This is a genomic window from Mycolicibacter acidiphilus (assembly GCF_018455725.1).
In the GTDB taxonomy this organism is placed as follows: domain Bacteria; phylum Actinomycetota; class Actinomycetes; order Mycobacteriales; family Mycobacteriaceae; genus Mycobacterium; species Mycobacterium acidiphilum.
The window spans coordinates 16,978-37,362 of sequence record NZ_JAHCLR010000007.1 but is presented as its reverse complement, the minus strand read 5'-3'; the positions used below and the strand labels follow the sequence as shown (position 1 = coordinate 37,362).

The following is a 20,385-nucleotide window of genomic DNA, read 5'->3' as shown; positions in this document are numbered from 1 at the left end:
CTAGAACACGTTGCAGTTAGGAGGGCCCTGATGTCGCAGACGCCTGAGCCGTCGACGGTCGACCTCACCGACCCGGCGATCTACGCCGAGCGGCTCCCGGATGCCGAGTTCGCCGCACTGCGCGAGTCCGCCCCGATCTCCTGGATCGCGCAGCCCGACGAGCGCAGTGGCGGATTCCGGGACGGCGGCTACTGGGCCATCACCCGGCACGAGGACGTCAAAGAGGTGTCCCGGCTCGACGACGTGTTCTCCAGCGAGATGAACACCGCCATCCCGCGTTTCAACGACGACATCGACCGGGAGAACATCGACGTCTCCCGCTTCCTGATGCTCAACCAGGACGCGCCCCGGCACACCCGGTTGCGCCGGATCGTCTCCCGCGGCTTCACCCCGCGGCACATCCTGCCGCTGCATGACGAACTGGAGGCGCGGGCACAGGCCATCGCCAAGGAGGCGCTGGCCCGCGGCACCGGCGACTTCGTGGTGGAGGTGGCCTCGGAGCTGCCGCTGCAGGCCATCGCCGGACTGATGGGGGTGCCGCAGGAGGACCGCGGCAAACTGTTCGACTGGACCAACCAGATGACGTCCTACGACGACCCGGAGTACTCCCACTACGACCCGAAGCAGGCGTCGCTGGAGATCATCTCCTACGGGCTGCAGTTGGCCGAGATGAAGCGGGTCAACCCGGGCCGCGACATCGTCACCACGCTGATCGAGGCCGACGTCGACGGCGAGAAACTCGGCGACGACGAGCTCGGGTTCTTCATCATCCTGCTGGCGGTGGCCGGGTCGGAGACCACCCGAAACTCGATCACCCAGGGCATGATGGCCTTCACCGAGCACCCCGACCAGTGGGAGCTGTTCAAGGCGCAGCGCCCGGAGACCACCGCCGACGAGGTGGTCCGCTGGGCCACCCCGGTGACCTCGTTCCAGCGCACCGCCACCCGCGACCACGACCTCAACGGCACGCTCATCAAAGAGGGCCAGCGGGTGGTGATGTTCTACCGCTCGGCGAACTTCGACCCCGAGGTGTTTGACGAGCCGCAGCGGTTCGACATCCTGCGCGACCCGAACCCGCACGTCGGCTTCGGCGGCACCGGTGCGCACTACTGCATCGGCACCCACCTGGCGCGGATGACTGTCAACCTGATGTTCAACGCGATCGCCGATCACATCCCGGACCTGCGGCCGACCGCCGCCCCGGAACGGCTGATGTCGGGCTGGCTCAATGCGATCAAGCACTGGCAGGTCGACTACACCGGCCGCAACGCCTGACCTTTACCACTGATTCAACTGATTTAACCGAGGAGGATTCGGGTGGACTTCAGTCCTGATCCGGAACAGCAGGCTGTCGCCGACGTCGTTACGTCGGTGCTGGAACGTGACAACAGCTGGGACGCACTGGTTTCCGGCGGTGTGACCGCACTGGCGGTGCCGGAGCGGCTCGGCGGCGACGGTGTCGGCCTGGCCGAGGTGGCCACCGCGCTCACCGAGATCGGCCGGCGCGGCACGATCAGCCCGGCGCTGGCGACGCTGGGCTTGGGCCTGGTGCCGCTGCTGGACCTGGCCTCCGACGCGCAGCAGGACCGTTACCTGACCGGGGTGCCCAAGGGCGCGGTGCTCTCAGCCGCGCTCGACGAGCCGGCGAACGCGCTGCCCGAGCAGCCTTCGGTGACACTGGCCGGTAACCGGTTGTCCGGCACCAAGATCGGTGTCGCCTACGCCGAGCAGGCGCAGTGGCTGCTGGTCACCGCCGACAGCGGCGTCGCGGTGATCTCGCCGACGGCCGCCGGTGTCACGCTGACCAAGACCCCGACCGCCAACCACTCAGACGAGTACGTCGTGGTGTTCGACGGCGCCGAGGTCGACGGCCTGCTCGACGGGGCGACCGCGCACCGGGTGAACCAGTTGGCGCTGGCCATGATCGGCGCGTACGCCTCCGGGCTGGTGGCCGGGGCGCTGCGGCTCACCGCCGACTACGTCGGCACCCGCGAGCAGTTCGGCCGGGCGCTGTCCACCTTCCAGACGGTGGCCGCGCAACTATCCGAGGTCTACATCGTCTCGCGCACCATCACGTTGGCGGCGACGTCGGTGGTGTGGCGGCTGGCCAACGGCCTGGGGGCCGACCCGCTGACCGAGAAGGACCTCGGTGTGCTGGGCTACTGGATCACCTCGCAGGCGCCGCCGATGATGCAGATCTGCCACCACCTGCACGGCGGCATGGGCATGGACATCGATTACCCGATGGACCGCTACTACTCGACCATCAAGGACCTGTCCCGCCTGCTCGGCGGGCGCTCCCAGCGCCTGGACCTGGTGACCACGGCCGGCGCCGTCGAGTCCGCCGTCTCCTCCAGTGAGCTCAACAACGTTGCGGGCAGCCAGTTCATCGACCTCACCTCCGAGCAGCGCGCGCTGCAGGTCGAGCTGCGGTCGTACTTCGCCACGCTGATCACCCCGGATGAGGAAGCGGCCATGGCCGTCGACCGGCACTGCGGCGCCTACCGCGACGTGATCCGCCGGATGGGCACCGACGGCAAGCTCGGGGTGGGCTGGCCGAAGGAGTTCGGCGGCTTGGGCTTCGGCCCGATCGAGCAGCAGATATTCGTCAACGAGGCGCAGCGCGCCGACATCCCGCTGCCGGCGGTCACGCTGCAGACCGTCGGGCCGACCCTGCAGGTGTACGGCAACGAGGCGCAGAAGAAGAAGTTCCTGCCCGCGATCCTCGCCGGCGAGGTGCACTTCGCGATCGGCTACTCCGAGCCCGAAGCCGGCACCGACCTGGCGTCGTTGCGCACCACCGCGGTTCGCGACGGCGACGAGTACGTGATCAACGGCCAGAAGGTGTTCACCACCGGTGCGCACGACGCCGACTACATCTGGCTGGCCGCGCGCACCGACCCGAATGCGGTGAAGCACAAGGGCATCTCGATCTTCATCGTCGACACCAAGGACCCCGGCTACTCGTTCACGCCGATGATCTTGAGCGACGGCGCGCACCACACCAACGCCACCTACTTCACCGATGTGCGGGTGCCCGCCGACATGCTGGTCGGTGAGCTCAACGGCGGCTGGAAGCTGATCACCACCCAGCTCAACAACGAGCGGGTCATGCTCGGGCCGGCCGGCCGGTTCGGCGCGATCTACGACAAGGTGCACGCCTGGGCGGTGCAACCGGGCAGCGACGGTGTGGCACCGATCAGCCACGACGCGGTCCGCCGCGGCCTCGGCGAGATCCACGCCATGTTCCGGATCAACGAACTGCTGAACTGGCAGGTCGCCGCGGCCGGCGAGATCATCGACGTCGCGGATGCCGCGTCCACCAAGGTCTTCGGCACCGAGCGGATCCAGTACGCCGGACGGCTGGCCGAGGAGATCGTCGGCGGGTACGGCAACCCGGCCGATGCGGCCACCAGCGAACTGCTGGGCTGGCTGGACGTGCAGACCAAGCGCAACCTGGTCATCACGTTCGGCGGCGGGGTCAACGAGGTGATGCGCGAGATGATCGCCGCCTCGGGATTGCGAGTCCCGAGGGTGCCACGATGAGCGCTCGCGCGAAGAGTCGAGGACACAGATGAGTGATCTGGCAGCAGGTATCGAGAAGCTGAAGGCGTCGGCGCGCAGCAAGCCGCGGCTCGGCCGGGATCCGGTGAACCAGCCGATGATTCGGCACTGGGTGGACGCGATCGGGGATAAGAACCCGATCTACGTCGACGAGGCCGCGGCGCGCGCCGCCGGCCACCCGGGCGTCGTCGCACCGCCGGCGATGATCCAGGTCTGGACGATGATGGGCCTGGGCGGAGTGCGCCCCGACGACGACCCGCTCGGCAAGATCATCGAATTGTTCGATGCCGCAGGCTATGTCGGCGTGGTTGCCACCAACTGCGAGCAGACCTACCACCGCTACCTGCAGCCCGGTGAAGAGGTCAGCATCACCGCCGAGATCAGCGACGTGACCGGGCCGAAGATGACTGGGCTGGGTGAGGGTTACTTCATCACCCAGAAGATCCGCTGGTGGGTCGGCGAAGAGAATGTGGCCGACATGGACTGGCGGATCATGAAGTTCCTGCCGAAGGACAAAGCGCCGGCAGCCACCGACCTGCCCGAGGACCTGAACCCGGACAAGATGATGCGGCCGTCCTGGTCGCGGGATTCGAAGTTCTTCTGGGACGGGGTCGCCGCCCACGAACTGCGCATTCAGCGCCGGCCCGACGGCAGCCTGCAGCACCCGCCGGTGCCGGCGGTATGGCTGGACAAGACCGAGACCACCGACTACGTCGTCGCCGCCGGGACGGGCACGGTGTACTCCTACGTCGTGCACCACGCGCCGAAGGTGCCGGGCCGGTCGATTCCGTTCGTGATCGCACTGGTCGAATTGGCCGAGGGGGTGCGGATGCTCGGCGAACTGCGCGGCGTCGACCCCGCGCAGGTGCAGATCGGAATGCCGGTCCGCGCAACGTATCTGGATTTCCCGGCCAGTGAATCCGGGCCGGCCTGGAACCTCTACGCCTGGGAGCCGAGCGCATGAGCATCACTGCGACGGTGGGCACCAAGCTGCCCGAATTGGCGATCTACGGTGACCCGACGTTCATCGTGTCCACGGCGATCGCGACCCGCGACTACCAGGACGTGCACCACGACCGGGACAAGGCGCAGGCCAAGGGGTCCAAGGACATCTTCGTCAACATTCTGACCGACACCGGTCTGGTGCAGCGCTACGTCACCGACTGGGCCGGTTCGGACGCGGTGATCCGCTCGATCGGGCTGCGGCTCGGCGTGCCGTGGTACGCCTACGACACCGTCACGTTCACCGGTGAGGTCACCGCGGTCGAGGACGGGCTGATCACGGTGAAAGTCGTTGGGAACAACAGTCTCGGCGACCACGTCGTCGCGACCGCGAAACTGACCCTCGGAGGTGTGTAGTGCAGTCCGGTCTGCTATCCGGTCGAGCCGCGATCGCCGGTATCGGTGCCACCGACTTCTCCAAGGAGTCCGGCCGCAGCGAACTGCGCCTGGCCGCCGAGGCCGTCCTCGACGCGCTGGACGACGCCGGGCTGGCGCCGTCCGACGTCGACGGCCTGGTCACGTTCACGATGGACTCCAACCTGGAGACCGCCGTGGCGCGCTCGGTCGGCATCGGTGAGTTGTCGTTCTTCTCCCAGATCGGCTACGGCGGCGGCGCCGCCGCCGCGACCGTGCAGCAGGCGGCGATGGCCGTCGCGACCGGGGTCGCGGAAGTCGTTGTGGCGTACCGGGCATTCAACGAGCGCTCGGAGTTCCGGTTCGGCCAGGTGATGACCGGGCTGACCGGCACCGCCGACTCGCGCGGTGTGGAGTACAGCTGGTCCTACCCGCACGGGATCTCCACCCCGGCCGCGTCGGTGGCGATGGTCGCCCGGCGCTACATGCATGAATACGGCGCCACCAGTGCCGATTTCGGCGTCATCTCGGTGGCCGACCGCAAGCACGCGGCGACCAATCCGAAGGCGCACTTCTACGGCAAGCCGATCACGATCGAGGACCACCAGAACTCGCGCTTCATCGCCGAGCCGCTGCGACTGCTGGACTGCTGCCAGGAGACCGACGGCGGGGTGGCGATCGTCGTCACCACCCCGGAGCGGGCGAAGGACCTCAAGCAGCGTCCGGTGGTGATCGAGGCCGCCGCGCAGGGCTCCGGCGTCGACCAGTTCACGATGTACTCCTACTACCGCGACGAACTCGGCCTGCCCGAGATGGGTGTCGTCGGCCGGCAGCTGTGGGCGCAGTCGGGGTTGAGCCCGGCGGACATCCAGACCGCGGTGCTCTATGACCACTTCACCCCGTACACGCTGCTGCAACTGGAGGAGCTCGGTTTCTGCGGCAAGGGCGAGGCGAAGGACTTCATCGCCGGTGGCGCAATCGAACTCGGCGGCCGGCTACCGATCAACACTCACGGCGGTCAGCTCGGCGAAGCGTACGTGCATGGCATGAACGGCATCGCCGAGGGGGTGCGCCAGCTGCGCGGCACCTCGGTGAACCAGGTGCCGAACGTGGAGCACGTGCTGGTGACCGCCGGCACCGGCGTGCCCACGTCGGGGCTGATTCTGGGCTGAGTCCGCCCCGCCACCCCGCCGAGCGTGAACTCACGCGCACGTTCGGGCGTCGAACGTGAACTCACGCGCACGCTCGGCGGCTCGGGGCGAGGTGAAGTGACGCCCGACGACCGTGGTGGCACGCTGCCGCAATGGTGGAACCGTTCATCGGCAGTGAGGCCCTGGCCGCTGGCAGGGTGACAAGGGGACAGCTCGGAACCCGCCATAGTCGCCTGTTTCCCGACGTCTATCTGGACCGGGACATCGTGGTCACGACGGCTGATCGTGCCAGAGCCGGCTGGCTGTGGTCGCAGCGCAAGGGTGTGGTCGCCGGATTCGCCGCTGCGGCGTTGCACGGCAGTGACTGGGTGGACGACCGGCCCGCAGAACTCATCCACGACAACCGGCATCGGTTGCCAGGGCTGCTGATTCACGGCGATGAACTGCGGCCTGACGAGATACAGGTGCTCGACGGGGTGCCGGTCACCAACCCGGCCCGGACTGCGGTCGATCTCGGCTGTTGGTATCCGATGGTCGAGGCGGTCTCCGGTATGGACGCGCTCGTGCGAGCCGCGGAGTTCAAAGACGTCGACGTCCAGCAGATCCTGGCCCGCTGCACCGGCCGTCGCGGCGTCGTCCGTGCGCGGGAGTCGCTCGACCTGGTCGATCCCGGAGCGGAATCGCCGAAGGAGAGCTGGCTGCGGGTCGCCCTGATCCGTGCCGGGCTGCCCAGGCCGCAGACCCAGATTCCGGTGTACGACGGCTACTGGGAGCCGTTCGCCGTGCTGGACATGGGCTGGCCGGAACTCAAAGTGGCTGCAGAGTACGACGGCGACCAACATCGAACCGACCCACAGCGCTGGCGAAGGGATGCCAAGCGCGCCGAACGACTGCAGCGCCTCGGCTGGATCGTCATCCGAGTACTCGCCGGAGATCGCGAGCCCGACGTTGTGCGCCGGGTTCGGTCCGCACTGGCCCGCCGAGCGTGAGCGTGCGTTCACACTCGACGATCGAACGTGAGCGTGAGTTCACGTTCGGCGGAGGGGGGCTACGCGCTGACCAGTTCCACGTCGCCGAGCACGGCGGCGTCGTCGCGGCCGGGGGCCACCACCACGCCGATCACCCGCGAACCGTCGCGCCACAGCCGGGCCCGCAGCGTCTCGCCGGGGAACACCACGCCGGCGAAGCGGGCGCCGTAGGAGCGCACCTTGCCGGCGTCGCCGTCGAGGACGGTGTCGACGATCGCCTTGCAGGTCATGCCGTAGGTGCACAGCCCGTGCAGGATCGGCCGCGGGAATCCAGCAGCCGCAGCAAAACCCGGGTCGGAGTGCAGCGGGTTGCGGTCACCGCACAGCCGGTACAGCAGCGCCGCACCCGGCGCCACCGGGATGTCGACCTCGAAATCCGGTGCGCGATCGGGCAACTCCGAAGCGGACGACGGCCCGCGCTCGCCGCCGAAGCCGCCCTCGCCGCGGGCGAAGATCGACCGGCGCTGCGTCCACAGCACGGTGCCGTCCGGCGCGGTCGCGGTGGTCTCCAGCACCACCACGGCGGCCTTGCCCTTGTCCCAGACCTCGACGATCTTGCTGACCGCGCGGGCACTGCCCGACGCCGGCAGCGGCGCCGGCACGCTGACCTGCTCGGAGGCGTGCAGGATCTTGGCCAGGTCGATCTCGATGCCCGGCCAGCTCACCTTCGGCGGGTCGGTCTCGTTGAACGACGCCGCGACGCAACCGAACGTCGGCAGCACCTGCGGGGTGCCGTCGACGACGTAGCTCAGCTCGCGCGGATCCATCGGGTCCGACCCGGCGCCCAGCGCCAGGTTGTACAGCTGCACATTCGTTGCGGTCCAGGAGAACTCGACCGCGCCGAACTCCGCACCCAGGGCGGCGTCGAGGTTGATCGGCATGCGTTACGCCTTTCCAGCGATATCCAGGGCGGCCAGGTAGCCGAAGGTCATGGCGGGTCCGATGGTGCCGCCCGGTCCCGGGTAGGTGTGGCCCATCACCGGCGCACTGACGTTGCCGGCGGCGTACAGGCCGGCGATGACGCTGCCGTCGTCGCGCAGGGCGCGGCCGTGCACGTCGGTGCGGATGCCGCCCTTGGTGCCCAGATCGCCGGGCACCATCTTGGCCGCGTAGAACGGCCCCTGCTTGATCTCGCCGAGGTTCGGGTTCGGCTTCTGCGTCGGGTCGCCGTAGTAGCGGTCGTAGGCGCTCTCACCGCGGTGGAAGTCCTCGTCGACGCCGGACCGGGCGAATTCGTTGAACCGGTCCACGGTGGCGACGAAGGAGTCGACCGGCACGCCGGCCTTCTCCGCCAGCTCCTCCAGGGTGTCGGCGGTGACGATGACGCCGGATTCGGTCCATTTCCGCGGCAGCTTCTGGCCCGGCTGCAACCCGGCGAAGATGTAGTTGTTGCGGTAGCGCTGGTCGAACACCAGCCAGGCCGGCACGTTCTCGCCGGGGCCGTCGCCCTGGCCGTACTGGCCGCCGTACATGTGGTGACAGGCTTCGACATACGGCATCGACTCGTTCATGAACCGCTTGCCGTTCATGTTGACGATGATCGAGCCGGGGGAGTTGCGCTCGGAGAGTGCGAACCACGGCGCACCGGGCAGCGGCACCGTCGGACCCCACCAGGCGTCTTCCATGATGTCCAGCGCCGCACCGAGTTTCTCGCCCGCCACGATGCCTTCGCCGGTGTTCGCGGCCGCGCCCACCGTCCAGTCGGCGGTGATCGGCGCGCGCTGGTACTTCACCCGCATCTGCTCGTTCTTCTCGAACCCGCCGCTGGCCAGGATCACTCCGCGGCGTGCCCGGATCAGTTGCGGCTCAACGTCCTCGGCAGCACCCTCGGCGCGCACGTACACGCCGCGCACCACGCCGTCCTCGACGTAGAGGTCGGTGAGCGCGGTGTTCAACTCAACGGGCACACCGGCTTTCTGCAGGCCGACGCGCAGCGGCGCGATCAGCGCCCGGCCCATGCCGACCAGGTTCTTGCCGGTGATCCCGGCCCAGGTGGCGCGCACGCCCACCTTGATGCTCCGCAGCACACCGCGCGGGTGGCGCTTGAGCTGGTTGAGCCGGACGTAGTCCTGCTGCATCACCACCATGTTCAGCGGCACCTTGCCGTAGGGCGGCTCCAGGCCGGCCATGTCGGCGCCGAGTTTCTTGGCGTTGAACGGCTTCGGCTCGATCGAGCGGCCGGTCGGCTTGCCGCCGGGCTGCTCCGGGTAGTAGTCGGCGTAGCCGGGAACCCAGCACATCTTCAGCGGCGAGTTCTTCAGCACGAACGAGAGCATCTCCGGCCCGCGCTTCAGGTAGGTGTCGATCTTCTCGGCGGGCACCACGTCGCCGACGATCGTGTGCAGGTAGGTGCTGGCCGCCTCCGGGGTGTCCTTGACCCCGGCGCGCTGCAGCACCTCGTTGTTGGGGATCCACACCCCGCCGCCGGAGCGCGCGGTGGAGCCGCCGTAGTGTGCGGCTTTCTCGATGACAATCGTTGACAGTCCCTGGTGGGCGGCAGTCAGCGCGGCGACCATGCCGGCGCCGCCGCTTCCGACCACGACGACGTCGTATTCCTTCTCGGCCATGTAGAACACGTTATAGAATTGCCCGGCCCGGGCGCTACTTGGCCGGTGGTTCCGTGCCGGCCGATCCGGCTGCGGTGCCGGTATACCCTGCGACGGCCGCATCTGCCCGGCCGATTCCGCAACGCCGAGGCGCGAATGAGAACGTGTTTCAGTTTCTTGTCCGACGGAGATGGCATCACACCTTTCGTCTGCGCGGAAGCCATGTTTTACTGACACGACCCTGCATCGTGTTGACCGATGCTCACAGTTAGGAGATCGCAGCGTGTCCACCCTCAATCTTCCGACCGGATTCGACCCGACCGACCCGCACATCTGGGCGGAGCGCATCCCGATGGCGGAGTTGGACGAGCTGCGCACCAACGAACCGATCAAGTGGATCGACCAGCCCGACGACGCCAGCGGCGGCTTCAAGGACGGCGGATACTGGCTGGTCACCCGGCACGAGGACGTCAAGGAGATCTCCCGGCTCGACGAGGTTTACTCGAGCGAGCGCAACACCGCGATCCCGCGCTTCAACGACGACATCCCGCGCGACAACATCGACATGCAGCGCACGATCATGCTGAACCAGGACGCGCCGACGCACACCCGGCTGCGCCGGATCGTCGCCCGCGGCTTCACCCCGCGGCACATCCTGCCGCTGCACGACGAGCTGCAGGAGCGTGCGCAGGCGATCGCCAAGGAGGCGCTGGCCAAGGGCAGCGGCGACTTCGTCCGCGACATCTCCGCCGAGCTGCCGCTGCAGGCCATCGCCGGTCTGCTCGGCGTGCCGCAGGAGGACCGCGGCAAGTTGTTCGAGTGGACCAACCAGATGACCGGCTACGACGACCCGGAGTACGCCGACAAGTACGACCCGTTCACCTCGGCGATGGAGATCATCGCCTACGGCAACAAGCTGGCCGACATGAAGCGGGCCAACCCCGGCAACGACATCGTGACCACGCTGGTGGAGGCCGCCGACGAGGGCGAGAAGCTCAGCGGCGACGAGTTCGGGTTCTTCATCATCCTGCTGGCGGTGGCCGGCAGTGAGACCACCCGCAACTCGATCACCCAGGGCATGATGGCGTTCGTCGAGCACCCCGACCAGTGGGAGCTGTTCAAGAAGGAGCGCCCGGAGTCCACCGCCGACGAGATCGTCCGCTGGGCCAGCCCGGTCTCGGCGTTCCAGCGCACCGCCAAGATCGACACCGAGCTGTCCGGGGTGAAGATCAAGGAGGGTCAGCGGGTGGTGATGAACTACCGCGCGGCGAACTTCGACCCGACGGTCTTCGAGAACCCGCACGCCATGAACATCCTGCGCGACCCGAACCCGCACGTCGGCTTCGGCGGCACCGGGGCGCACTACTGTATCGGCACCCACCTGGCCCGGATGACCGTCAACCTGATGTTCGAGGCGATCGCCGACCACATCCCGGACCTCAAGCCGCTGGACGAGGCGAGCCGCCTGCAGTCGGGCTGGCTCAACGCGATCAAGCACTGGAACGTCGACTACACCGGCAAGGCCTGATCCGCAGCCGGAAAGGGGCCGACGGCGAGCACGCCGTCGGCCCCTCTCACTGTGTGGGACCGGCCGAGCCAAAAGTTAGAACACGTTATAGAATTGCCGCCAGTGGCCGGTTCTCGGCCACGTCACGACAGCGAGGGGACCCATGCTCAGCGTCGAAATCCGTGACGAACTCGCAGCCGATTTGGCGCAGGCCGAGCGCAGCCGGGTCGCCATCTCCCCGCTTACCGCGGCCCAGCCCGGCATCGACGTCGTCGACGCCTACGAGATCCAGCTGATCAACATCCGGCAGCGGATCGCCGAGGGCGCCCGGGTCGTCGGGCACAAGGTGGGCCTGTCCTCCGAGGCGATGCAGCAGATGATGGGCGTCGACGAACCGGACTACGGCCACCTGCTCAACGAGATGCAGGTGTTCGAGGAGACCCCGGTCAAGGCGGCGAACTACCTGTACCCGCGGATCGAGGTCGAGGTGGCGTTCATCCTCGGCGCGGACCTGCCGGGTGCGGACTGCACCGAGGAGCACGTGCTGGCCGCCACCGAGTCGTTCGCGCCGGCGATCGAGCTGATCGACAGTCGCATCACCGACTGGAAGATCAAGCTCTGCGACACCATCGCCGACAACGCCTCGTCGGCCGGGTTCGTCCTCGGCAAGCAGCGGGTCAAGCCGGGCGACATCGACATCAAGAACATCGACGCCACGCTGACCAAGAACGGCGAACTGGTGGCGCAGGGCCGCAGCGACGCGGTGCTGGGCAACCCGGTGACCGCGGTGGCGTGGCTGGCCCGCAAGGTGGAGAGTTTCGGGGTGCGGCTGAAGGCGGGCGACATCGTGCTGCCCGGCACCGCGACCCGCGCAATCGACGTGCACGCCGGCGACGACTGCGTCGCCGATTTCACCGGACTGGGTTCGGTCCGGCTGGTTTTCGAGTAGAGGAGCGCTCATGCCCAAGAAAGCGTCTGTCGCCATCGTCGGGTCGGGCAACATCAGCACCGACCTGCTGTACAAGCTGCTGCGGTCGGAATGGCTGGAGCCGCGCTGGATGATCGGCATCGACCCCGAATCCGAGGGTCTGGCCCGCGCCCGCAAGCTCGGCCTGGAGACCTCCCACGAGGGCGCGGACTGGCTGCTCGCGCAGGACGAGAAGCCCGACTTCGTGTTCGAGGCCACCAGCGCCTACGTGCACAAGGCGTACGCGCCCAAGTACGAGGCCGCCGGCATCCGGGCCATCGACCTGACCCCGGCTGCCGTCGGCCCGGGGATCATCCCGCCGGCGAACCTGACCACCCACGTCGACGCCCCGAACGTCAACATGGTCACCTGCGGCGGCCAGGCCACCATCCCGATCGTCTACGCCGTGACCCGCGCGGTGAAGGAGCAGGGCGGTGTCGTGCCCTACGCCGAGATCGTCGCGTCGGTGTCCAGTGTCTCGGCGGGGCCGGGCACCCGGGCCAACATCGACGAGTTCACCAAGACCACCTCGGCGGGCGTGATGAACATCGGCGGCGCCCAGAAGGGCAAGGCGATCATCATCTTGAACCCGGCCGACCCGCCGATGATCATGCGCGACACCATCTTCTGCCAGATCCCCGAGGACGCCGACCGCGAGGCGATCGCCGCGTCGATCAAGGACGTCGTCGCGCAGGTGCAGACCTACGTGCCCGGCTACCGGCTGCTCAACGAGCCGCAGTTCGACGAGCCGTCGCTGAACTCCGGTGGGCGTGCCGTCGTCACCACCTTCGTGGAGGTCGAAGGCGCCGGTGACTACCTGCCGCCGTATGCGGGCAACCTGGACATCATGACCGCTGCGGCCACCAAGGTGGGCGAGGAGATCGCCCGCGAGATGGCTTCCGCCAAGGCTGGAGAGACCAAATGAGCGACCACATCTTCGACGTCCGGATCACCGACACGTCGCTGCGCGACGGCAGCCACCACAAGCGGCACCAGTTCGTGCCCGACGAGGTCCGGGCGATCGTCGCGGCCCTCGACCACGCCGGGGTGCCGGTCATCGAGGTCACCCACGGTGACGGCCTGGGTGGCTCCAGCTTCAACTACGGGTTCTCCAAGACCCCCGACCAGGAGCTGATCAAGCTGGCCGCGGAGACCGTCCGCGACGCCAAGATCGCGTTCCTGATGCTGCCCGGCGTGGCCACCAAGGAGGACATCGCCGAGGCGCAGGGCAACGGCGGTTCGATCTGCCGGATCGCCACGCACTGCACCGAGGCCGACGTCTCCATCCAGCACTTCGGCTACGCCCGCGAGCGCGGCCTGGAGACCGTCGGCTTTTTGATGATGGCGCACACCATCACCCCGGAGAAGCTGGCCGCCCAGGCCCGGATCATGGCCGACGCCGGCTGCCAGTGCGTGTACGTGGTGGACTCGGCGGGCGCGCTGGTGCTCGACGGGGTGGCCGACCGGGTGTCGGCGCTGGTCGCCGAGCTCGGCGACGACGCGCAGGTGGGCTTCCACGGCCACGAGAACCTCGGCCTGGGCGTGGCGAACTCCGTGGAGGCGGTGCGCGCCGGCGCCAAGCAGATCGACGGCAGCGTGCGCCGGTTCGGCGCCGGGGCGGGCAACGCGCCGGTGGAGGCGCTGATCGGGGTGTTCGACAAGATCGGCGTCAAGACCGGCATCGACTTCTTCGACATCGCCGATGCCGCCGAGGACGTGGTGCGCCCGGCGATGCCCGCCGAGTGCGTGCTGGACCGCAACGCGCTGGTGATGGGCTACTCGGGGGTGTACTCCAGCTTCCTGAAACACGCGGTGCGGCAGGGGGAGCGCTACGGCGTTCCGGCCCACGAGCTGCTGCACCGGGCCGGCCAGCGCAAGCTGATCGGTGGTCAGGAGGACCAACTGATCGACATCGCGCTGGAGATCCAGCGGGAGCAGGCCGCAGCCAAGAAGTAGGTGTCGGGGCACTCGGGCACGATGGTGCGGTGACCACCCGAACCGAAGCCCAGGCACTGCTGGAACAGCTCGCCGGCCCCGACGCGGTGCTGCGCGACGACCAGTGGACCGCGATCGAGGCGCTGGTCGTTCAGCGACGCCGCGCCCTGGTGGTGCAGCGCACCGGCTGGGGCAAGTCGGCGGTGTACTTCATCGCGGCGAAACTGCTGCGCGCCACCGGCGCCGGGCCGACGGTGATCGTGTCGCCACTGCTGGCGCTGATGCGCAACCAGGTGGCGGCCGCCGGGCGGGCCGGGGTGGCCGCGGCCACCATCAACTCGTCGAACATGACCGACTGGGCCGACATCCAGCGCCGGGTCGCGCGCGGCGACCTTGATGTGCTGCTGGTCAGCCCGGAACGGTTGAACAACCCCGACTTCCGCGACGAGGTGCTGCCGTCGCTGGCGGCCGGCGCAGGCCTGGTGGTGGTCGACGAGGCGCACTGCGTCTCGGACTGGGGGCACGACTTCCGGCCGGACTACCGGCGGATCCGCACCCTGATCGCCGACCTCGGCGACGGCATCCCGGTGCTGGCCACCACTGCCACCGCCAATGACCGGGTCGTCGCCGACGTCGCCACCCAGCTCGGGGTGGGCGGGGCCGACACCCTGGTGCTGCGCGGCGGCCTGGATCGGGAGTCGTTGCGGCTGTCGGTGATTCAGGCCGGTGGCCCGGCGCAGCGGGCGGCCTGGATCGGCGCGCACCTGGGCGACCTGCCGGGCTCCGGCATCGTCTACACGCTGACGGTCGCCCAGGCCAACGACGTCGCCGCGGATCTGCGCGCGCAGGGCTTTCAGGTGGCCGCCTACACCGGCGCCACCGAGGCCGCCGAGCGCGAACAGCTGGAAGCGGACCTGCTGGCCAACCGGGTCAAGGCGCTGATCGCCACCTCCGCGCTGGGCATGGGCTTCGACAAACCCGACCTGGGTTTCGTCGTGCACCTCGGGGCGCCGTCCTCGCCGATCGCCTACTACCAGCAGGTGGGCCGCGCCGGCCGAGCCGCGGCCAGCGCCGAGGTGATCCTGCTGCCCGGTGCCGAGGACCGCGAGATCTGGCGGTACTTCGCCTCGGTGGCGTTCCCGCCGGAACCGGTGGTGCGCACCGTGATCGCCGCCCTCGAGACCGACCGGCCGACGTCGACGCCGGCGCTGGAGCCGCTGGTCGACCTGAACCGGTCGCGCCTGGAGATGGTGCTCAAGGTGCTCGACGTCGACGGTGCGGTGCGCCGGGTGAAGGGCGGCTGGGTCGCCACCGGGGAGCCCTGGTCCTACGACGAGCAGCGCTACCGCACCCTCGACGAGCAGCGCCGCGTCGAACAGCAGGCGATGGTCGACTACCAGAGCACCGACGGGTGCCGGATGGTGTTCCTGCGCAGCCGGCTCAACGATCCGACGCTGGCCGACGACGAGCGCTGCGGGCGCTGCGACAACTGCGCCGGGCCGCGGTTCACCGCCGAGGTCACCGACGCCGCCGCCGAGGCCACCCGGGAACGGCTGATGCGCCCCGGGGTGGAGCTCACCCCGCGCCGGCAGTGGCCGACCGGGCTGGCCAAACTCGGCCTCGACCTGTCCGGGCGGATCACCGACGGCCCCGAACCGGGCCGGGTCATCGGCCGGCTCACCGACCTGGGCTGGGGCGCCCGGCTGCGGCGGCTGCTCGACGAACCCGACCAGCCGGTGCCCGACGAGGTGGTGCGCGCCGCGGTGAGCGCGTTCGCGGCGTGGGACTGGGCGGAGCGGCCGGCCGCGGTGCTGGCGCTGGACTCGGCGACGCATCCGGTGCTGATCGGTTCGCTGGCCGAGAGGCTGGCGGAGGTGGGCCGGCTGACCAATCTGGGCACGCTGGCCTACGCACCGGATCGCCGGCCCGTCACCGCTGCGAACTCCGCCTACCGGGTAGCCGGGTTGCACGGGGCGTGGGAGCCACCGCGGTTGGGGGACGTCGGCCCGGTGCTGCTGGTCGACGACGTCACCGACACCGGGTGGACGCTGACGATGGCGGCCCGGGTGCTGCGGGCGGCCGGTGCGCCGCGGGTGCTGCCGTTCGCACTGGCCGCCGTCGGCTGAGCCGCGCGTACTGTCGAGGAATGCGCGGTCTCACTCGAACCATCGCGGTCGGCCTGGCGAGCGTGGCGTTGCTGACCGGCCCGGCGGCGCAGGCCGCACCGCAGCAACCCTGCGATGAGACGTTCGGCGACTCCGTCGACGCCTACCTGAAACGCCACCCCGACATCAGGAAGAACCTGGAGAAACACGGCCAGCAGGAGGATCCCGGCTCGCCGAATCCGGTGCTCAGCTACCTGGAGCGCCACCCCGACGTGCGGCAGGCGCTGATCACGCTCTCCCAGCAGTGCGTGTAGCGCTAACCGGTCACAGCGCGGAATTGCGCCACGAGTTCGGTCAGCAGATCGGTGGCGGCGGCCGGGTCGACCGGCAGCGACATCGTCACCCGCACATCGGTCACCCCGGCGGCGATCAGCGGGACCGCTGAGGCCGCGGTGGCCGCGACGTCGACGGAGCGGTCGACGCGTTTGACGGTGGTGGCGTGGCCCAGCACCTGCAGTCCGGTCGGGTCGCCACCGAACCGGGCGATCCGGTCGGCCATCGCGGCGATCGCCCCGGCCGGGTCGCGCATCGCCGGCCCCCACGGAATCCAACCGCGGCCGAACCGGGCCAGCCGCCGGGCCACCGCGTCGTTGACAGTGCCGCTCACCCAGATCGGAACACCGTCGGGCTGAACGGGTTTCGGCGCCTGGTGGATGCCGTCGAAGGTCAACTCCGGCGAGGTGTAGGTGCTGCGCTGCTGCGTCCACAGCGCCCGGCAGACCTCCAGGCTGTGGTCCAACAACCGGCCGCGCCGCTCGAACGGCAACCCCGCCGCGTCGTACTCCTCGCGCTGCCAGCCGACGCCGACACCCAGGTCCACCCGGCCGCCGGAGAGCACGTCCAGGGTGGCGACCTGCTTGGCCAGCACCGCCGGGCGGCGCAGCGCCGCCAGCAGCACCGCGGTGCCCAGCCGGATCCGGGTGGTGGTGGCGGCCAGCGCGGTCAGCACCGTCAACGGCTCCAGCCACTGTCCGTCGGGCCCGGTGGGCTGCCGGCCGCCGGCGATCCCGCCGAGCGCCGGATCCGCGTAGGCCGCCGGGTTCTCCCCGAACACCACGTGGTCGGAGACCACCACCCGGTCCACGCCGGCGGTGTCCATCGCCCGGCCCAGGGCCAGCGTGGCCGCCCAGTCGTGGGCCGGATCGTCGGTGAACGTGCGCAGTTGCAGGGAGATCTGGGGTGTCACGGTCGCACCGCCCGCGCCGGCCGGCTCTCGATCGCGTCGATGGTGAGCGCGCGCCGCGCGAACCGCCACCCGGTACCGGTGCGCTCGTAGCGGTCGGCGTAGCGCAGGTACCAGATCAGATCGATGATCTGACCGTCCCGTTCGGTCCAGTGATGGGCCACGGCGGCAACGGATCCCGCCGCGTGTCCAGGTCGATGTCGGCGCCGAACCGCCTGACGCTGGCCAGCATCCGGGACCGCCGCTCCCGCAGATCGGCGTCGTCGGCGGCGCCGTACCAGGCCAGTGGATCGGTCATCGCCGCGGCCGGGAACAGTTCCTCCACGATTCCGGCGACGGCGGGGGCGTCCGCGGTGAGCGGGCGCACGACGGCGTTCTGGGTGTAGCCGAACGTGCCCTGGTCGGCGATCGCGACCGGAGTGTGGTCGATCTGCCAGCGGTGCAGCCAGGTGGCATGGTCCAGGTCGTCCGGTCGGCGGAGCAGCGCGATGTTGGCCAGACCCGCGGTGCGCTGACCGGAACCGGGATCCGGTGGCGCGAGCGGCACCGACTCGGTCACCAGATAGGCCGACAGCGCCTCGGATTCGGCCGCCAGCAGGTCGATCGCGGCCCGGGTCTGCTCCGAATAGTGCTGCCGGGTCCACATGCTCACCACCGCGGCGACCGGTGGTTCCAGGGTGGTCAGCACCAGCGTGGTGTCGCGTACCGCTGCGTCCCGCACGTTCACCGCCAGCCCGGGCAGGCCCAGGTCGAGCAGTTCCTCGGTGACCGGGCCGCGGATCCGTTCACACCACCGCTCGTCGGCGTCCGCGCTGCGCAGCACCGCCACCACTTTCTCCATCGCTACACGCTATCCGGTGAAATCCGGCTTGCGGCCGCCGAGTTGCGCGGTGATGGCGTCGGCGGTGGTCACCAGGTTGCGTCCCCACTTGGTGATCTCACTGTCGGTCAGCGCGCGGTCGACGTGCAGCGACACCACCATCGCCTGGCAGCCGTGGCCGTCGAACACCGGTGCCGAGATCACGCTGATGTCGTGCCGTTGCCGCGGTTCGGATTCGCCGCGCAGATAGACGCGTTCGCCCACGTCGGAGACCAACTCGCCGAGCAGCACCTGCAGCTCCTCCGGCAGGTCAGTGGCCAGGCCCGCCATCATCCGGTACAGCCGCTGCCCGCCGGCGGTCAGCCGTTCGACCAGGTAACCGCGAGACCGGCATTCGTCGACGACCCGGTCCAGCCGTGCACTGTCGGTGCGCAGCGGGACCGTCGGGCGTCTGCCCAGCCAGTCCCGCAACGCCGCGTCGTCCCACAGCACGTACATCAGCCCGACCGGCGGCGCGAACGGGTAGCTCTCCCCGACCCGCACCCCGACCTGTGTCCGGGGCGGTGACGCCAGTTCCAGCACCGTGATCCGGTCGTCGACCACTGCGGTCAGTGCGACGGTGATGTTCAGTGCCGCCGACAGCCGGCGCAGTTCCGCGGTGCTCGCCGGACCCAGCCGCAGCGCCTCCTGGGCGTTCTGACCCAGGCCGATCAGCGCCGGACCTAGCCGGTAGCTCTTGTCGCGCGGGTCGCGCATCAGGTAACCGGCCTCGGTCAGCGCGGTGGCGATCCCCAGGCAGGTGGGTTTGGTCAGCCCGACCCGGCGGGCCAGCTCGGATAGCCCGAACTGCTCCTTCGGGTTGGCCGCGAGGAAGTCCAGGATCGCCACCACACGCATCGTCGGCGGGGAGGCCCGCCCGGCGGCCTGGAGATCCGGCATTGCGACATGCTACCCCGCCGGTTTACGCTGCATTAGAAATATCGACCGCAGCGGTACAAATATGTACCGATGAGATTTTGGGGGTGCCGCCGCCGATGTACTCCGAGCCGCTCGCAGCCGCGATCGCCGAGGCGGAGCAACTGGTCGCCGCCGCGCCGCACATCGAGACCGAAGCCGACCTGCTGGAGGGTCTGCAGTACCTGGCCGGCGGGGTGGAGGCTTGCGTGCACGGCGCGTTCGGCTTCGACCGCGACCACCCGTTCCTGCTGTCCGGGACCGGGCCGTTCACCAAGATGGGCCTGGACAATCCGGACACCCTGTACTTCGGCACCCGCGTGCACGCCGACCGGGACTACGTCGTCACCGGGCGGCGCGGCACCACCACCGATCTGAGCTTCCAGCTGCTCGGCGGCGAGTACACCGACAGCGGTGTGCCGGCCAGCGAGGCGGCGTTCGACGACCGAGAGCTGGAGATCGCCGCCGACGGCACCTTCAGCTGGCGGTTCCGCCCGAAATCGCCGGCGCAGCTGGTGATCCGGGAGGTGTACAACGACTGGGCGGCGCGGCGCGGCACCGTGCGGATCTCCCGCACCGACACCGCCGGTACCGCACCGCCGCCGCTCACCGAGGAGCTGATCCGCAAGCGCTACGCCGCGGCCGGCAAGCAGCTGATCAACCGGGTGAAGACCTGGCTGGCGTTCCCGCAGTGGTTCTACCTCAACCTGCCGGTGAACACGATGGTGGCGCCGCGGCTCACCCCGGGCGGGCTGGCCACGCAGTACTCGTCGGCGGGGCACTACGAGTTGACCCCCGAGCAGGCGCTGGTGATCACCGTGCCGGTGAGTGACGCCCCCTATCTGGGCTTCCAGCTCGGCAGCATGTGGTACGTCTCGCTGGACTACATCAACCATCAGACGTCATTGAACGGCACTCAGGCGCAGGCCGATCCGGACGGCAGGATCCGCATCGTCGTCGCCGAGAACAACCCCGGCGTCACCAACTGGGTCGAGACCACCGGGCACCGCCGCGGCATCCTGCAGTTCCGCTGGCAGCGGCTGTCCCGGGCGCTCACCGAAGCCGACGGGCCGACCGTGCAACTGGTGGATGCCGCTGCGGTGCCGGACGCGCTGCCGTACTACCAGGACAACCGAATCTCCGAAGACGGCTGGCGGGCGCGGATTGCGCAGCGCCAGTTGCAGATCGCCGACAGAATGCTGGGGTAGT

At 69.2% G+C, this 20,385-nt stretch carries 19 protein-coding genes and 1 pseudogene; 14 read left to right on the top strand and 6 right to left on the bottom strand.

The features are described from left to right. Window positions 1–30: 30 nt before the first annotated feature. The 7 genes and pseudogenes from KIH27_RS05935 (at window position 31) to KIH27_RS05910 (ending at window position 7,060) form a co-directional block, all read left to right on the top strand. Window positions 31–1,275 carry a cytochrome P450 gene (locus tag KIH27_RS05935; protein WP_214092017.1) on the top strand — a complete coding sequence of 415 codons (1,245 nt, stop codon included), beginning with the start codon at window positions 31–33 and terminating at the stop codon, window positions 1,273–1,275. 42 nt (window positions 1,276–1,317) lie between these two features. Then, window positions 1,318–2,286, top strand: a pseudogene (locus KIH27_RS22450) (acyl-CoA dehydrogenase family protein); the annotation flags it as partial. 102 nt (window positions 2,287–2,388) lie between these two features. Further along, window positions 2,389–3,546: an acyl-CoA dehydrogenase FadE29 gene (gene fadE29 / locus KIH27_RS22445; protein WP_307856800.1), complete on the top strand. Its 1,158-nt coding sequence runs from the start codon at window positions 2,389–2,391 to the stop codon at window positions 3,544–3,546. Window positions 3,547–3,574: 28 nt separating this feature from the next. Continuing rightward, window positions 3,575–4,528, top strand: a complete 954-nt coding sequence (locus KIH27_RS05925; RefSeq protein WP_214092015.1) for a bifunctional MaoC family dehydratase N-terminal/OB-fold nucleic acid binding domain-containing protein — start codon at window positions 3,575–3,577, stop codon at window positions 4,526–4,528. Then, window positions 4,525–4,923, top strand: coding sequence for a MaoC family dehydratase (locus KIH27_RS05920; protein ID WP_214092014.1), 399 nt, complete (start codon window positions 4,525–4,527; stop codon window positions 4,921–4,923). The genes KIH27_RS05925 and KIH27_RS05920 overlap by 4 nt, the downstream gene beginning before the upstream one ends. Before the next feature lie 11 nt (window positions 4,924–4,934). Beyond that, window positions 4,935–6,092, top strand: coding sequence for a 17-hydroxy-3-oxo-4-pregnene-20-carboxyl-CoA lyase (gene ltp2 / locus KIH27_RS05915; RefSeq protein ID WP_214092110.1), 1,158 nt, complete (start codon window positions 4,935–4,937; stop codon window positions 6,090–6,092). 131 nt (window positions 6,093–6,223) lie between these two features. After that, a complete protein-coding gene (locus KIH27_RS05910; RefSeq protein ID WP_214092013.1) occupies window positions 6,224–7,060 on the top strand; it encodes an endonuclease domain-containing protein in 837 nt (278 codons plus the stop codon). Window positions 7,061–7,119: 59 nt separating this feature from the next. On the opposite strand, the gene chsH3 is transcribed toward KIH27_RS05910, so the two are convergent. Together chsH3 and kstD are read right to left on the bottom strand one after the other, a co-directional pair. After that, complete coding sequence (chsH3, locus tag KIH27_RS05905; protein WP_214092012.1) at window positions 7,120–7,980, bottom strand: enoyl-CoA hydratase ChsH3; 861 nt, start codon at window positions 7,978–7,980, stop codon at window positions 7,120–7,122. A 3-nt stretch (window positions 7,981–7,983) separates the two neighbouring features. After that, on the bottom strand, window positions 7,984–9,675 hold the full coding sequence (gene kstD / locus KIH27_RS05900) for a 3-oxosteroid 1-dehydrogenase (RefSeq protein WP_307856797.1): 1,692 nt from the start codon (window positions 9,673–9,675) through the stop codon (window positions 7,984–7,986). Window positions 9,676–9,928: 253 nt separating this feature from the next. On the opposite strand from kstD, the gene KIH27_RS05895 reads away from it, so the two are divergent. The 6 genes from KIH27_RS05895 to KIH27_RS05870 all read left to right on the top strand — a co-directional run bounded on the left by KIH27_RS05895 (window position 9,929) and on the right by KIH27_RS05870 (window position 16,473). Further along, window positions 9,929–11,173: a cytochrome P450 gene (locus KIH27_RS05895; protein WP_214092010.1), complete on the top strand. Its 1,245-nt coding sequence runs from the start codon at window positions 9,929–9,931 to the stop codon at window positions 11,171–11,173. A 142-nt stretch (window positions 11,174–11,315) separates the two neighbouring features. After that, entirely contained in the window at window positions 11,316–12,101 is a 786-nt protein-coding gene (locus KIH27_RS05890) for a 2-keto-4-pentenoate hydratase (protein WP_214092009.1), read from the top strand. A 10-nt stretch (window positions 12,102–12,111) separates the two neighbouring features. After that, the gene (locus KIH27_RS05885) at window positions 12,112–13,044 is read left to right on the top strand and encodes an acetaldehyde dehydrogenase (acetylating) (protein ID WP_214092008.1); all 933 of its coding nucleotides are present in this window, start codon (window positions 12,112–12,114) and stop codon (window positions 13,042–13,044) included. Continuing rightward, the gene (gene dmpG / locus KIH27_RS05880) at window positions 13,041–14,075 is read left to right on the top strand and encodes a 4-hydroxy-2-oxovalerate aldolase (RefSeq protein ID WP_214092007.1); all 1,035 of its coding nucleotides are present in this window, start codon (window positions 13,041–13,043) and stop codon (window positions 14,073–14,075) included. Before KIH27_RS05885 ends, dmpG begins: the two co-directional genes overlap by 4 nt. A 29-nt stretch (window positions 14,076–14,104) precedes the next feature. Then, on the top strand, window positions 14,105–16,180 hold the full coding sequence (locus tag KIH27_RS05875; protein WP_214092006.1) for a RecQ family ATP-dependent DNA helicase: 2,076 nt from the start codon (window positions 14,105–14,107) through the stop codon (window positions 16,178–16,180). A 20-nt stretch (window positions 16,181–16,200) separates the two neighbouring features. Beyond that, on the top strand, window positions 16,201–16,473 hold the full coding sequence (locus KIH27_RS05870) for a heme-binding protein (protein ID WP_214092005.1): 273 nt from the start codon (window positions 16,201–16,203) through the stop codon (window positions 16,471–16,473). Between the two features lie 2 nt (window positions 16,474–16,475). Here the strand turns inward: KIH27_RS05870 and KIH27_RS05865 are convergent, their stop codons facing one another. The 4 genes from KIH27_RS05865 to KIH27_RS05850 are packed head-to-tail and all read right to left on the bottom strand — an operon-like array spanning window position 16,476 to window position 19,161. Next, window positions 16,476–17,405, bottom strand: a complete 930-nt coding sequence (locus KIH27_RS05865) for a TIGR03619 family F420-dependent LLM class oxidoreductase (RefSeq protein ID WP_214092004.1) — start codon at window positions 17,403–17,405, stop codon at window positions 16,476–16,478. Continuing rightward, window positions 17,402–17,566 (bottom strand): hypothetical protein, encoded by a 165-nt coding sequence (locus tag KIH27_RS05860; protein WP_214092003.1) that lies wholly within the window; start codon window positions 17,564–17,566, stop codon window positions 17,402–17,404. Before KIH27_RS05860 ends, KIH27_RS05865 begins: the two co-directional genes overlap by 4 nt. Further along, a complete protein-coding gene (locus KIH27_RS05855; RefSeq protein ID WP_214092002.1) occupies window positions 17,521–18,243 on the bottom strand; it encodes an EthD domain-containing protein in 723 nt (240 codons plus the stop codon). Before KIH27_RS05855 ends, KIH27_RS05860 begins: the two co-directional genes overlap by 46 nt. A gap of 9 nt (window positions 18,244–18,252) precedes the next feature. After that, complete coding sequence (locus KIH27_RS05850) at window positions 18,253–19,161, bottom strand: IclR family transcriptional regulator (RefSeq protein WP_214092001.1); 909 nt, start codon at window positions 19,159–19,161, stop codon at window positions 18,253–18,255. 95 nt (window positions 19,162–19,256) lie between these two features. Between KIH27_RS05850 and KIH27_RS05845 the strand changes: the two genes are divergently transcribed. Next, complete coding sequence (locus tag KIH27_RS05845) at window positions 19,257–20,384, top strand: hypothetical protein (protein ID WP_214092000.1); 1,128 nt, start codon at window positions 19,257–19,259, stop codon at window positions 20,382–20,384. Window position 20,385 lies beyond the last annotated feature (1 nt).